The sequence below is a fragment of the Synechococcus sp. BS56D genome (assembly GCF_004332405.1).
Classification (GTDB): Bacteria; Cyanobacteriota; Cyanobacteriia; order PCC-6307; family Cyanobiaceae; genus Synechococcus_C.
In genome coordinates this window covers 57,543-70,770 of sequence record NZ_PHQU01000002.1, presented here as the reverse complement: position 1 = coordinate 70,770, position 13,228 = coordinate 57,543, and the positions used below count along the sequence as shown (strand labels likewise).

Here is a 13,228-nt window from a genome sequence, read left to right as displayed (position 1 = left end):
ATCTGAAATCATGCAGTTGTTGAACAGTTGGTACGCCGTAGCCCTGGCATCAGCGGTGAGCTCGGATACGCCTCATCCGGTTCAGCTTCATGGTGTGCAGTTGGCTCTCTGGCGACTGGATGACGGCTCCGTTGTTGCCGCGCATGACCGTTGTCCTCATAAAGGAGCATCCCTGAGCGCGGGGAAGGTCACTCCAAAGGGGCTCGCCTGCGGATATCACGGATGGTGTTTTGGCGCTGATGGGGCTTGTGTTGCGATTCCGGCCAATGCAGCGGATGGAACGATTCCCCATCGTGCACGCGTTCGCACGCTGCCCTGCCGTGAGTCCTGCGGACTGGTCTGGGTCTGGTGGGATCGCAACCCTGAAGCCCCTACGGAGCTGGATGCGTTGCCGTCGTTGCCGGATGTAGGCCCCCTCCCGTCAAACGATGATTCCGGCTGGCGGATCCTCGAGGGCTCCGTCCATTGGCAGGCCAACTGGCTGCGGGTGCTGGAGGCGTTTATGGATCTCACCCATGCGCCTTTTGTCCATAGCGGCAGTTTCGGGGCGATGGCTCCCGATCAGTTGATGCCAGAAGAGCAGTGGGCTCGTGATGACTCCGTCTATGAACGTGTGCTCGCCCCGCGCGATCGTCATTACCGGGCTGATCAGGGCCGTGGCCTTCGGGCATGGTTCAACCTTGGCCAGGACGGTGAAGCCGATCAGGCTTCCGATGCTGGTGTGCAGCACATCCAGCTCTGGCTGGCCAACGTTTCATTGGTGCGTGTGGTGTTCGGTGATTTCCGCATTTCACTGATGACAGCCCACGTGCCCGTCTCGCCAGGGGTGACGCTCAATCTTTGGCGTCATTACCGTTCGTTCCTGCGCACACCACTGGCCGATTCCAATGCCCGGGGCCGTGTTGATCGTTTCATGGCCGAAGATCAGCGCATGGTTGAAACCCTTACGCCCCTAGTTCCCGATCTCGACGGACGGGCTGATCTGTTGCTTGGTAGTGATGTTTCCACCCTCAGCCTGCGCAAGATCCTTCGAAGCAAACGCAGCGAGGGCCTGTTGGTGTGAGACTTCCCATCAACGTTTGTTCAGTGTTGTGATGGCTGACATGCAGCGACCGTCTCTCCCGATTGAGGCCCTCGATCACGTGGCTCTTACCGTGCGTGATCCAGAGCTTTCCATGGCCTGGTATCAGCGCGTTCTCGGCTTCGCTGAAGCCCGCATGGAAGGCCTCCAGCAGGGACCACCGTTTCTGCTTCGGGTCTCTCCTGGCAACTATCTGAATCTTTTCCCTGCTGACAGTGCTGATCCCTCAGGCGTTCCAGACCACAACTCGATTGCCATGCGCCATGTGGCTTTTCGAGTGAGTTATGGAGCTCTTGCTGAAGTGGAGAGCTATTTGCGCAACCTTGGCGAAGCGGTGACCGGTTTCGACTACGGCCCCCGCTGCCGGGCCCTCTTCATCAGTGATCCTGATGGTCATCAGCTCGAACTCATCGGTTACGCCGATGGGGTGTTCACCGCCTGAATCGGTTGTCGGCGTAGCGGGCTGAGGCCGAGTAGGGCTACAGCTGCGAACACCAGGATGGCCTGAATCTGGAAGCTCAGGGCGTAACCGGTCAGTGCATAGGTTTGGCCTGCAAGCAGCGGGCCTAGCAAGGATGTCAGGCTCACCACGGACTGGGTCAACCCTCCAAGCACACCCTGCTGATCGTCCGGAACGCACTGTGACATCGCTGAACGCAGCCCTGGGGTGCTGAGCCCAACCCCGGAGGCGAACAGCAGCTGGGTCAGGTAGAGCTCACCGCCCCGTTCGATGGCCGAGACCGCCAACATCGCGGCAGCAACCATGGTGAGACCTGCGAGGGACAGGCGATCGGCGCGAAATTTTTTCAGCAGACGTGGCAGCAGGCCGCCCTGCACCACTGCGGCCACCACACCGACATACATCAGGATCCAGGAGGCCGGTTGGGGGCCCCAATCGAAGCGATCCTTGGCGGCAAGAACGAAAATGCCTGTGAATGCACTGAATCCCAGATAAAAGAGGAAATACACGGAAAGCAGGCGTCGCAGCTCTCCTTGCCCGGGGTTCCATAGCAAAGAACCTTCGGCCTTGGCCGGCACCGCTGCCGCACTCGACTGGGAGGGCCTGGAGTCGGGAAGTCTCAACCGGATGAGCAGCACATTGAGCATGCAGAACGCCGCAGCGACGGCGAAGGGGAGACGGGGATCGATGGCCCCGAGAGCCCCGCCGATCCCAGGGCCGAAGATGAATCCCAGCCCCAGAGCCGCGCCGATTGCACCAAAATGAATCGTGCGTTGATCAGGATCATCCACGGAGTCGGCTACGACGGCCTGGGCAATCGCAAACACGCCAGAGGAGGCCCCGTTCAGGGCCTGGAACAGCAGAAGAACAACCAGCGACTTGGCGAGGGCTGAACCGAGCAGGGCTAGGGCACTGACTGCCACAGTGATCGTGAGCACCTGGCGACGGCCGTAACGGTCTGACAGGCGACCGATCAGAGGCGCACCAAGAAATTGCAGGCCGGAATAGGTGGCGGTCACGCTGGTGACTGCCACGGGATTGAAGGTCCCGGTCAGCTGATGCACGAAAAAGGGCACCACAGGAAGCAGCAAGCCAAAGCTGGCGGCATCCACTGCAACCACCAAACAAAGAACGATCAGCGATTGCTTCTTCATGACGTGCTGCCCCCACCATTCACTGCAGGCGCCGAGTCATCAGCAGCTGCCGTCAGCATCTTCAGAAGTAAAGGATTGACCTGCTCTGGAGCTTCGTCATGGGGGCAGTGTCCAAGCGACTCCAGCTCGACCAGCTCTTGAACGCAGTCCATCTGGCTCCAACGGCGTGCCTCAGCGACGGGCTCCCAGGGATCCGCCTGTCCCCAGATCAATCGCACTGGAGTGCTCAGCTCCGCCAGAAGCTCCGGTGCTAATCGATCGTTGAAGAGATTGATGAATCCCCGAAACGATTCTGTGGCCCCTGAGGCGTCGGCTCCGGCCTGCAGGCGCTGCACCAACGAGTCGTCAACGTTGGCGCCGCTGGGATAAGCCTGTCGCAGAACGGCCTTGATGACACCAGGCCGGGCCAGGGAGCGAAACAAGGCTGTGGTCAGCCAGCGTTGTTTCACCAGTGTCTTCAGGAGGGGGCGTCCGAAGCTTCGAGTGAGGGGCTGTTCGGCCACCCGCTTGTCGTCGATCGCTCGCTGTGCACAGTCGATCAGCACCACACTGCGGGCTGGATGACCGCTTTGTTCCAGACGCCTGGCTGCGGCCAAGGCCACCACCCCCCCGATCGAATTCCCAACCAGGTGCACAGGGGCGTCGATCGTGGCGGCGATGAAGTCACAGATCTGGCTGGCCCAGGTGTCAATGCAGTAGAGGAGAGAGCCTTCGCTAGCTGGTTCGTCCGCCAGTCGGGAGTTCGGTTTCGCGCTCATTCCGAATCCGATCAGATCAATCGCGATCGCCTCGAACCGTTCGTTCAGCACACCCAAGTTGAAGCGCCAGTGTTCTTTGCAGGCTCCGAAACCGTGGATCAGCAGCACCACGTCTTTGCCGGTTCTCAAACTCGGTGATGCAAAACTGATGTCCTGCGAATTCCAGGTCCATGTGTGGACCCAGGCCTCAGGGAAGCTGGCGGCGGGGAGAGGGGCAGCTTGCATCGCAATCAATGGGTGAGTTTCTGGTTGGCTTCCGCCTCTTCCCAGGGCTGGATGCGTCCATCCTCGATGCCCCAGATCCGATCAGCATCCTTGAGCAGGCGCAGGTCATGGGTGACCAGCAGCACAGCGCTACCTCGGCGCCGGCAGAGGTCTCCGAGTAACTCCACCACGTCCTGCCCAGATCGGCTGTCGAGGGAGGCGGTCGGTTCGTCTGCCAGCACGAGGTCCGGTTCAGGAGCGAGCGCCCGGGCAATCGCGACACGTTGACGCTGGCCACCTGAGAGTTCATCCGGGTAATGGTGGAGGCGTTCGCTGAGGCCCACCGCATCCAGCAGGGCCTCAGCGCGTTGAAGGCGGCGCGCTGGGTCTGGTTCTGCCAGCTGCAGGAGCAACTGCACGTTCTGCAGAACGGTGAGAGACGCCACCAGGTTGTGGCTCTGGAAGATGAACCCGATGCGGCGGCGTACCTGCATGAGTTCCCGTTCACTGGCGCCGTGCAGCTGGCGACCGAGCACCTCCAGCGATCCCTCCTCCACAGAGCGAAGGGCTCCGATCAAGGTCAGCAGGGTGCTTTTGCCGCTTCCAGATGGGCCAACAAGCAAGGTGACTTCACCAGAGCGGACTTGGAAATCCAGTCCGTGGAGGATTTGGGTGCGCAGTTCACCGCTGCCATAACTGTGGCAAAGCGAGCGGGCCACAATCACATCGGTGGATGGGGAGCGAGTCATGGAGGGCCGCTCAGAAGACTGAGGCTGGGTCAGCATCGCGCAGTCTCCGGATGGCAATCGCCGAAGCGGCGGCGCAGACCGAGAGTGTGAGCGTGCCTACCAGCACAGTTTTGTCAGTCGTCATATCAATCCGGATCCCAGAGACGGCTGTCAGGAATGCGTACATCCCTGCACTGATGAGGGTGGCGGGGATGAATGCAGAAACCCCAAGCAATAGTGCTTCCTGAATGACGATCACGAGGATGAAACCGTTGGAAAAGCCCATCGCTTTCAAGGTTGCATATTCCTGTAGGTGATCGCTCACATCGGTGTAGAGAACCTGGTAAACCACCACGCCGCCAACCAACAGGCCCATGATTGTGCCAAAGCCAAAAATGACCCCAAAAGAAGACACGTTGTTCCAGTAATCCCGCTCCTGCTGAATGAGTTGAGGCTTGGTCAGCACCTGAACCTGTGCGCCATACATTCTCTGAAGGTCTTTCTGCACGCGAAGAGAATCAACCGTGCCATCCAGTCGTATCAAGCCGAGTGAGATCTCGCCGAGGTTAATCTGTCGAAATGCCAGCTGGATGGCAGTCGCATCACTGCTGATCAAGTTGCTGTCAGCGGCAAAGGTGGAGCCAAGTCGAAACAGGCCCATGATCCGGAAGGATTTTGTGAAATCGGAGAGGATCAGATCCAGTGGGCCATCCTTGTCAAAGGTTTGCGGCACGGGGCCTGTCTTGGCTGGATTGCCCAACGTGTCAAACAAAACGAAATTGGGTGTCTTGAGCAAATCGCTCTGGGCATTGATGGCCGGTACATTGAGCACACGCTCGTCTGGGTCGTAACCGATCACACGCAAGCTGGTGGGCTTCACGCCGCCAAGTTTCTGGGCGCTGATATTGGCTACATAAAGAGGGATCGTTTTCTCGATTCCTTTGACTCCCAGTGCTTGATAGAGCAGTGACTGGGGGAATTGCTGGAAGTTGCCGCTGTCTACCGTTGCGGGGCTAATCAGCACAAGATCAGTTTCTAAGGCCTCGTAGAAGGTGGTGGCGCTGGTCAGCAGACCTGATTGAAACCCCAGCTGCATGTACATCAGCAGCGCTGCGAAGCCAATTCCGGTGACCGCCACCAAGTAGCGAACCGGCTGACGCTTGAGCTGCAACCAGGCCAGGGGCAGGTCGTTGAGGCTGAGTCGACCCCAGAGGCGATTCCAGCGACTCATGGATCAAAACGGACGGTGACATTCAGTCCGCTGAGTCGTTCCAGTTCCGTTTGCCGCGCAGGTTCAAGGTCGAGTTTCACCAACACCACACGAGCATTGACATCGTTGTTGGACGCGATCGCGAAGAGGTCACGGTCGGAGACCTTGCCGATGATGGCGCTGAGCTTGGCGCGCAGGTTGCCTTGGAAGCCGCCGGTCTCTGCCTGGATCGTGGCTCCTTGGCCGATGCGCAGACGGTTGATGTCGGTCTGAAAGACCTGGGCCCAGACCTGCATCGTTTCTGTACGACCGATCAAAGCAAGGCCTTCGTCGGTGGATTTCATCCCTGGCCAGCTGTAGATCCTGATCAGTCGACCGTCGAGGGGTGAGGTGATCTCGGCGCTTCTGAGTTGACTACGGGCTTGCGAAAGGTCGGCGCTAGCGGCCTGAATGTCAGCACGTTTCTCGAGAATGCTGGCGGTGGTCTTGGCTAGCTCCTCCTCGGAGATGGCGCCCCCAGCAAAGAGTTCTTTTCCCCGGGTCTGGCTGATCTCCAGGAAGGGGAGCAGGGCGCTGGTGGCACTGAGTTTTGATTGGGCACGGGTCACGGCGGCAGCCAGCTCGTCGTAGCTGCTCAGGCGCGCCAGGGTCTGCCCCTTACGGATTGGATCCCCCTCCCCGACAAACCATCGTTCAACCACTTCGTTTCCACCGGCGGTTCCCGATGGAGGGGAGAGGGGCACGAGCCCACCGTCTGGCATGAGCCGACCAAGGGCCGTGACCTCACGCTTGAGAGGGCGCTGCACCTCGGGTGCTGGCTTGGGCTTCAGTGCGGTCCAGCCGAGAACTCCCAGTCCCGCAACAAGTGCCGCAAGGGCGATGGGTTTGATGCGACTCTTCGGTCCTGACGGGCTAGGCATGCTGAGTGCTGTCAGGACGCTGTCATTGTTGCAGCAGATTAAACGAAGCCGCGATACGATCGCTCCAATCTGTTGATTCAGAGTTGTGGATCGGCTTAGTGCTCAAGAAGGTGACTACGTTTACAGACAGGATGAGCCTGGCGATTCTGTTTATGTGGTCAAGTCAGGACGTGTTGAGCTGACGACGCTCTACCCAGAGACAGGAGAAGGTGTCGATGAGACCCATGGTCCAGGCCACGTGTTTGGTGAAGTGGAGGTCATTGACGGTCGAACGCGGACGTCGAATGCCCGTGCTGCTACTTCTGTGCAGCTGATCAGAATTCCGAAGGAAGAGTTGCTTGAAATCCTTTACGTCAAGCCAGAAAAAAGCCTTGTGCTTGGGAAGGGTTCTTATGAGCGTTTGAAAAAATTATTCGACGACTCAACCCTGGATTCTGACCTGGCCCGGCTGCGCGAGGAGATGAGGGAAAGCATTCGTGACGCTGTGGTCGCCCATGAAGGCCGTGTCCTTAAAAGTCATAACGGCATGATGGCTATAGCTGTTCCGATTATTCTTCTGTTTGTATTGGCTGGGGCCTCGTATTGGTTCTTCCACCGCGCCTGATCCCACCACTAACGAAATGCGATGACTAAAAACGTCTCAGAATCAGAAAAGCAGCAGGCATTCGATCAGTTCCGCTCGGATCTTGATGATGCTGTCGCCGATGGCATCGATGACCATGAATCCAATATGACGAAGATGGGATTCATGTTTCTAGGCATCTTTATTGGCGTGATCGCTATCGCTGCCCTGTTGCCTTGATCGGCTGGTTGCTGTGACTTGTGGCCCTGAGAGTCCATTGATTTGGACCTCAGGGCAAGGTGTGAATCGCCTCAGACGGCTGTTTTTTGATTGGCGAGCAGGTCCTTCAATTTGGACAGTTCACCCGCCCAGCGGGGATCCGGAGCTTCCTCGGCCTTGGCATCGCTGTGGACCACCTTGTTCACTGCCTTGTGGGCTGAACCGGGTGCATGACCCTGGTCGCGGCCACCACGACGGCCACCGGCTGCGCCAGCGTTGTTATCACGGCGCTCTGAACGCTCCACCCGCAGGGCGTTGCCGCCGAATTCCTTGCCGTTGAACTGTTCGATTAGTGCATCGGCGACCTTGTCATCGTTGACATTGGCAAAGCCGAAGCCACGGCAGGCGCCAGTTTCACGGTCAAGCACCGCCTTGAAGCGAATCCCCTCCCCAACGCTGGTGAGCTGGGATTCCAGCTCCTTGGTATCAAAGTCCTGCGGCAGGTTGCCGACGTAAAGGCGAACGCTCATGAAGGGAGGGAAAAAGCTGAAGATCCGGTCAGTCCGATCGGGTTCATCGTTGCAGGGCCAGTCAACCACAGCGCCCAGAGAGCCAGAGCCGTGCTGCCTCCAGAGCCTCCTCACGGTGATGGAGGCGTCCGAAGGCCCTCTCCAGGCTGAGGTGCTGCAGCAGTTCCCCCAGCCTGGGTCCCTGGGGGATGGAGAGGCTCTCTTGAAGGGTGCGTCCATCCACGGGGGGGCGGGGGTGAAAGAGCGGATCGTCGTCGTTCCGCCAGCGTTGCAGCCATTCCTCTCGCTCAGGGAGCGGAAGAGTCAGGATCAGGGCAGGAAGGTCATCCTCGAGCGTGCGATGCAGTGTCAGGCGCTCCGCTTCTGGCAGTGAACCGAAGGCTTTGCCGTCATCGCGGTGCAGCCACTGGCGCAGCCTTGCGCAGCGTTGTTGCTGGCGACGGCTGAAGCGCAGAGCTTGCAGGCCTTCGTCGCTCAGGCAGGTCGTCAGCCGGAGAAGGGGTAGGGCCTGGTCTCGTTCCTGGGTGGTTAGGCAGCTCGCTGTGGTCTCCGGATCGGCTCCCGCAAGAACACCTCCGAACCCCGGTGCCGGGAGTTCCTGCCAGGGGGCCAGCAGGTCCAGGGCCTTCAGCTCCTGCAGGGCGAGAGCAGCACCCGGGCTTTCCACGAGACGCGTGAGCTCGGCCTGGATTCGTTCAGGAGCTGCGAGGGGCAACCGATGCCGATGTCGATGCAGCATCACGCGTGTTTCCGCTTCGATCGTCAGGGGCAGCTCTGCGATCAGGCGCAGGGCCCGAAGTAGGCGCAGGGGGTCGTCGATCAGGTTTTGCTCCTGCACGGCTTGAAGCCGCGAGCAGCGAAGGTCGGCGATGCCGTCGGTGGGATCGAGCAGCATCGGTGCATCCCCCAACACCAGTGCGATTGCATTCAGGCGGAAATCGCGGCGCCCGAGGTCCGTTTCCAGGTCATCGCCATCTCGACGGGCCAGATCGAGGGTCCAGCCGCCCAGCACCAGGCGGGCCATATCTCGCGCTTCATCCAGTACGACACAGGCCCCTCCATAGTCGCGAGCCAGTCGTTGCGTCAGCTTGAGGGCCCCCTCCGGGACCACCAGATCAAGATCCGGCGCTCGACGTTGGCGTCCGATTAGGGCATCTCGGATCGAGCCCCCGACAAGGGCTGAACCCGCAGGGAGATCCTTTGGGGATACAGGCCAGCGTTCTGGGGTGAGTCTGCGCCAAACCTCACGGGCCTGCTGCTCGGGCTCTAGCTCCAGAATGGAGGCCTCAGCGGCGTCGTGAGCCATGTGCATCTGTGTGGATTGCCGCTGGGTGGATCGCTGTAAGGCCTATCACGCGGTGGAACGCCAGCATGGTGTTCCACACCTGACTGCTGCTCCAGATTGGAAGCCGGATGCCCCTCGCATTCATGTGAGTGTTCTGGAACTCGAGGGTGGTGAGGTCGGTGTGGAGTGGGATGTGCGCGCCTGCGACAGTTTTGATGCGGATCCAGGCCGTTGGCAGCGCCTGAGGCCGGGTGCGAAGCTCCCCTCATGACCCGCTGGCTCCTGGCACTGCACAGCTCTACCCCTGCCCTGGGTGTGGCGGTTCTAGATCTCGAGAATCCCCAACACTCCAGGCAGCAGTTGGTTCTCCCCTGTGGACGGGGCCTGACCAATGAGCTGATCGAGGCTGTGCAGCGTCTTTTGCCCAGCGATCAGTGGGATGACATTGCCAGGTTGGCGGTGGCTATCGGCCCCGGTGGCTTCACTGGCACGCGACTCACCGTGGTGATGGCCCGCACCCTGGCCCAGCAGCTGGATTGCGCCCTTGACGGTGTCAGCAGTTTTGCCTTGATGGCACCCCGGCTAGCCGCCGCTGCGCCTTCTCTGGACCCGACCTCTCCGTTCTGGATCGTGCAGACCCTGCCCCGCCGCGGCCGGGTCGCTGGTTGCTATCGCCTGAACCCAGGTCAACTAGGGGCTGAGGAGCTGGAGCCTCCAGCACTCTTGGCCGATGAGCTGCAACCAACTCCGGCCCTCGTGATGGAGGAGCAGGTGGAAGCGGACGTGGGTCATCTGCTCGATCTCTGCCACCACGCCCATCGTCTGCAACGTCCCGCTGCCTGGAGCACGGTGCTGCCCGTTTATCCCACGTCACCGGTGGGGGTGGTCTGACGGTGAACGGTCGTCGTGGAGTCATGCTTCTGCTGGCGGCACTGATGGGTGCCGCCGCCGCCTGGCCACTGCGGCCTTTCCGGCAGGCCTGGTTCACCCGCACTCCCCCCCAGCGAATCCTTGTGCTGGGAGGAGATGTCGACCGTGAAAGGGCGGGCTTGCAGCTAGCCAGGAGGTTGCAGCTGCCCCTGCTCGTGAGCGGCGGTAGTAATCCGGAGTATGCCCATTGGCTCATGCACCGGGAGGGCCTCTCGGCTGGGCGTGTACGCCTCGACTATCGGGCGGAAGACACTCTCGGCAATTTCACGTCGCTGGTGGATGAGTTGAAGCGAGAGGGGGTGCAGCATCTCCTTTTGGTCACAAGTGAGGACCATCTGCCTCGGGCCATGGCCGTGGGTGCCCTGGTGGCGGGTAGCCGGGGCATTCGTCTCACGGGAGTGCCGGTGGCCTGCTCTCCCCACTGTCAGCAGGAGGGCTTCAGCAAAACGTTTGGGGATGGTCTCAGAGCCCTGGCCTGGGTGCTCACGGGACAAGACCTCAAGCCCTGGGCCCGTGATCATCTCGGGCGGCTGCTCAGCAACCCTGATCAAGGAGTGCGTTGATCCGGCGCTGCAGCTCGAGGGTGGTGGCCTCCAGATCCGGTTTGCGCCGGCTGGCTGGTGCGGGGATCGGAGCTCCGATGCGCAGCACGATCGGGACCGGCCTGAAGCGGTTCTGTCCAGGGCCCAGGGCCCTGTGACTGTTGATGATGGCGACGGGTAGCAAGGGGGCGCCGCTGCGGGCCGCCAGCAAGGCCGCCCCTGGCATCGGCTGGTTGACCCGGCCGTCTCGCTGGCGTGTGCCATCGAGGAACACGCCTGTAGCCCATCCCTCGTCGAGGCGAGCCGTGGCGGTGCGGATCGCTTCGCGGTCACTGGCACCTCGTTTGACGGGGTAGGCGCCACAGGCTCGAATGATGGGTCCCAGCAGCGGAATCGCAAAGAGTTCCGCCTTGGCCATGAAGGCCACGGGGCGTCCAAGCGCGTGCCCGAGCAGAGGGGGGTCGAGATGGGAGCCATGGTTGGCGACCACCACAACGGGACCCTGCATCGGAACGTGATGGTTCCCCTCCGTGCGTCCGCGGAACAAGCCCCGGAAGACTGGAAACACCAGAAGATTGCTCACCAATCTGTAGGTGAGGCTGGGCTTGGGGCTTAGTAGCGCCGGGAGGGCGCCAGCGTCAGAAGGGGTGAGAGAGGAGGTCAAGGTTTTGAATCCTGGTGCTGGATCTGCGCTCAGAGTCCAAGGTCAGCGGCGCTGGCCAGCTGGCTGATGCTGATGCCCTCCATGGAGCGCTTCGCCAGACCACCCAAAACATTGCCTGGGCCGATCTCCACGAGGGTGTCAACGCCGGCTGACACCATTGCGTCCATCGTTTCCCGCCAACGAACCCCATGGGTCATCTGGTTCCGGAGGCGCTGCTTCAGGACAGCTGCATCACAACTGGGGCTTGGGTCGGTGTTGCTCAAGACCGGGAAGCGCGCATCCTCAAAAGCGATGGCATCGAGATGGGTGGCGAAGGCTTCGGCGGCCTCGGCCATGAACGGGGAGTGGAAGGCTCCTGAAACCGGCAGCGGAATCGCCCGTTTGCAGGTGAGTTGCTCGCTGACGCTTTTCACAGCATCGGGCGTCCCTGAGATCACGACCTGGGCAGCGCTGTTGTCATTGGCAATGACCACGGCCTCATGGGCCGCCACCAGTTCGTCCAGCTGACTGCGATCGAAGCCGATCACGGCCGTCATTGCGCCACCACCTGCTGCGGCCATCAGGGTGGAGCGGCGTTGCATCAGCTCCAGGCCGGTTGCGGCATCAAAGACGTCTGCGGCATAGAGCGCTACCAGTTCTCCGAGGCTATGGCCGGCCACCAGCGCCGGTTCCCGACCCTGCCGCCGCAGCTCATCGATGAGCAGCGTCTCCACGACAAAGAGAGCTGGCTGGGTATTGCGAGTGTCATTCAGGTCGCTTGGATCACCGGCAATGTCTGTGTCCCCCTGGCAGATGGCCAGCAGATTCCTGCCCAGGATCTTTTCGGCCAGCGCGAAACGTTCCTCTGCTCCGGGAAGAGCGAGCACCGGATCGGCCATGCCTAGTTTCTGAGACCCTTGACCAGGAAACACCCAGGCGATCGACATCACTCGCGAGCAGCAGTGCGGCGAGCCTACGAGGGGCCTTGCCAGTGGAACAGCGCAGCCCCCCAGCTAAGACCGGCTCCGAATCCGCTGCTTGCAATGCGGTGGCCAGGCTGTACACGCCCGTCACGGACGGCTTCATCCAGCATCAGTGGGATCGTGGCGGCGGAGGTGTTGCCGTAGTGGGCCAGGTTGCTGAGGACCTTCGCGTGGGGAAGGTTGAAACGATCGGCAACGGCATCGAGGATCCGCTGGTTGGCCTGGTGAAGGAGCAGCCAGTCGAGGGTCTCTGGAGCGGTGTCAGTCGCCTCGAGGAGCTGCTTGAGGATGGCTGGCACTTCGCGGACCGCGAATTTGTAGACCTCCTGGCCGTTCATGCTGATCGGCTGATACCCACCGACCTGGTGCGAGGCGCTGTCCACCAGCGTCTGACGCTCGTTGTGCTGGGCGAGATTCAGGCAGTTTCCCCTGGCACCATCGCTTCGAAGCGCGAAACCCACCAGTCCATCCCGGTCGGCGCTCGTGGCCTCAAGCGCGACCGCACCGGCCCCGTCTCCAAACAAAACGCAGGTGCGCCGGTCGTCCCAATCGACCCAGCGGCTGAGCTGGTCAGCGCCGATGACCAGGACCCTGCGCATGGCACCTGTGCGCAGAAATTGTGCAGCGGTGACCAATGCGAACAGAAAGCCGCTGCAGGCAGCTGTGAGATCGAAGGCAACAGCGTTGCGGGCTCCGAGCAGGGCCTGCACCTTCGGTGCTGTGCCGAACAGGTCATCGGGGGTGGATGTGGCCAGCAGCACCAGGTCGAGGCTGTCGGCGTCCCATCCCGCCATCGAGAGGGCCTGCGTGCCGGCCTGATGGCTCAGGTCAGCAAGGCTCTGATCGGGGCCGCAAATGCAGCGGTTGCCAATCCCAGTGCGGGTGCGAATCCATTCGTCGCTGGTGTCAACCCGTTGGCCCAGCTGGGAGTTGCTGATCTGTTGGGCACCACGGGCACTGCCGCTGGCCACCAGGGCCACGCCACCGGTTGCACCGGAGAGTGGAGGTGATCCAGTCAA

17 protein-coding genes are annotated in these 13,228 nt (G+C 61.1%); 7 read left to right on the top strand and 10 right to left on the bottom strand.

Annotated elements, in window-relative coordinates; genetic code table 11:
• Positions 1 to 10 precede the first annotated feature (10 nt).
• A complete protein-coding gene (locus CWE17_RS02990; RefSeq protein WP_131454893.1) occupies positions 11 to 1,063 on the top strand; it encodes an aromatic ring-hydroxylating dioxygenase subunit alpha in 1,053 nt (350 codons plus the stop codon).
• 31 nt (positions 1,064 to 1,094) lie between these two features.
• The gene (locus CWE17_RS02985) at positions 1,095 to 1,523 is read left to right on the top strand and encodes a VOC family protein (protein WP_161971406.1); all 429 of its coding nucleotides are present in this window, start codon (positions 1,095 to 1,097) and stop codon (positions 1,521 to 1,523) included.
• Here the strand turns inward: CWE17_RS02985 and CWE17_RS02980 are convergent.
• Genes CWE17_RS02980 through CWE17_RS02960 form a run of 5 tightly spaced genes read right to left on the bottom strand, consistent with a single transcriptional unit; the run spans position 1,496 to position 6,515 of the window.
• On the bottom strand, positions 1,496 to 2,695 hold the full coding sequence (locus tag CWE17_RS02980) for an MFS transporter (RefSeq protein ID WP_131454891.1): 1,200 nt from the start codon (positions 2,693 to 2,695) through the stop codon (positions 1,496 to 1,498). The two genes, CWE17_RS02985 and CWE17_RS02980, sit on opposite strands and share 28 nt — an antisense overlap.
• Complete coding sequence (locus CWE17_RS02975; RefSeq protein ID WP_131454890.1) at positions 2,692 to 3,678, bottom strand: alpha/beta fold hydrolase; 987 nt, start codon at positions 3,676 to 3,678, stop codon at positions 2,692 to 2,694. Before CWE17_RS02975 ends, CWE17_RS02980 begins: the two co-directional genes overlap by 4 nt.
• 5 nt (positions 3,679 to 3,683) lie before the next feature.
• A complete protein-coding gene (locus CWE17_RS02970) occupies positions 3,684 to 4,406 on the bottom strand; it encodes an ATP-binding cassette domain-containing protein (RefSeq protein WP_131454889.1) in 723 nt (240 codons plus the stop codon).
• Positions 4,407 to 4,416: 10 nt separating this feature from the next.
• Complete coding sequence (gene devC, locus CWE17_RS02965) at positions 4,417 to 5,616, bottom strand: ABC transporter permease DevC (RefSeq protein WP_131454888.1); 1,200 nt, start codon at positions 5,614 to 5,616, stop codon at positions 4,417 to 4,419.
• A complete protein-coding gene (locus tag CWE17_RS02960) occupies positions 5,613 to 6,515 on the bottom strand; it encodes an HlyD family efflux transporter periplasmic adaptor subunit (protein WP_131454887.1) in 903 nt (300 codons plus the stop codon). The genes devC and CWE17_RS02960 overlap by 4 nt, the downstream gene beginning before the upstream one ends.
• Positions 6,516 to 6,600: 85 nt before the next feature.
• Between CWE17_RS02960 and CWE17_RS02955 the strand changes: the two genes are divergently transcribed.
• Entirely contained in the window at positions 6,601 to 7,119 is a 519-nt protein-coding gene (locus CWE17_RS02955) for a cyclic nucleotide-binding domain-containing protein (protein ID WP_131454886.1), read from the top strand.
• Positions 7,120 to 7,140: 21 nt separating this feature from the next.
• Positions 7,141 to 7,317: a hypothetical protein gene (locus tag CWE17_RS12200; protein WP_164498737.1), complete on the top strand. Its 177-nt coding sequence runs from the start codon at positions 7,141 to 7,143 to the stop codon at positions 7,315 to 7,317.
• A 71-nt stretch (positions 7,318 to 7,388) separates the two neighbouring features.
• Here CWE17_RS12200 and CWE17_RS02950 read toward each other — a convergent pair whose 3' ends face one another.
• Together CWE17_RS02950 and CWE17_RS02945 are read right to left on the bottom strand one after the other, a co-directional pair.
• Positions 7,389 to 7,826: an RNA-binding protein gene (locus CWE17_RS02950; protein WP_131454885.1), complete on the bottom strand. Its 438-nt coding sequence runs from the start codon at positions 7,824 to 7,826 to the stop codon at positions 7,389 to 7,391.
• A 61-nt stretch (positions 7,827 to 7,887) separates the two neighbouring features.
• Positions 7,888 to 9,132, bottom strand: coding sequence for a CCA tRNA nucleotidyltransferase (locus tag CWE17_RS02945; RefSeq protein ID WP_131454884.1), 1,245 nt, complete (start codon positions 9,130 to 9,132; stop codon positions 7,888 to 7,890).
• Between CWE17_RS02945 and CWE17_RS02940 the strand changes: the two genes are divergently transcribed.
• The 3 genes from CWE17_RS02940 to CWE17_RS02930 are packed head-to-tail and all read left to right on the top strand — an operon-like array spanning position 9,131 to position 10,604.
• On the top strand, positions 9,131 to 9,382 hold the full coding sequence (locus CWE17_RS02940; protein ID WP_131454883.1) for a Ycf34 family protein: 252 nt from the start codon (positions 9,131 to 9,133) through the stop codon (positions 9,380 to 9,382). The two genes, CWE17_RS02945 and CWE17_RS02940, sit on opposite strands and share 2 nt — an antisense overlap.
• Positions 9,379 to 10,002, top strand: coding sequence for a tRNA (adenosine(37)-N6)-threonylcarbamoyltransferase complex dimerization subunit type 1 TsaB (gene tsaB / locus CWE17_RS02935; protein ID WP_131454882.1), 624 nt, complete (start codon positions 9,379 to 9,381; stop codon positions 10,000 to 10,002). Before CWE17_RS02940 ends, tsaB begins: the two co-directional genes overlap by 4 nt.
• Before the next feature lie 23 nt (positions 10,003 to 10,025).
• On the top strand, positions 10,026 to 10,604 hold the full coding sequence (locus tag CWE17_RS02930; protein WP_131455199.1) for a YdcF family protein: 579 nt from the start codon (positions 10,026 to 10,028) through the stop codon (positions 10,602 to 10,604).
• Here the strand turns inward: CWE17_RS02930 and CWE17_RS02925 are convergent.
• From CWE17_RS02925 to CWE17_RS02915, 3 genes are read right to left on the bottom strand one after another with little or no spacing between them, the layout of a single operon-like run.
• Positions 10,576 to 11,247 (bottom strand): 1-acyl-sn-glycerol-3-phosphate acyltransferase, encoded by a 672-nt coding sequence (locus tag CWE17_RS02925; RefSeq protein WP_131454881.1) that lies wholly within the window; start codon positions 11,245 to 11,247, stop codon positions 10,576 to 10,578. The genes CWE17_RS02930 and CWE17_RS02925 overlap by 29 nt on opposite strands.
• Before the next feature lie 29 nt (positions 11,248 to 11,276).
• A complete protein-coding gene (gene fabD, locus CWE17_RS02920) occupies positions 11,277 to 12,173 on the bottom strand; it encodes an ACP S-malonyltransferase (protein WP_131454880.1) in 897 nt (298 codons plus the stop codon).
• 26 nt (positions 12,174 to 12,199) lie between these two features.
• On the bottom strand, positions 12,200 to 13,228 hold the full coding sequence (locus CWE17_RS02915) for a beta-ketoacyl-ACP synthase III (RefSeq protein ID WP_131454879.1): 1,029 nt from the start codon (positions 13,226 to 13,228) through the stop codon (positions 12,200 to 12,202).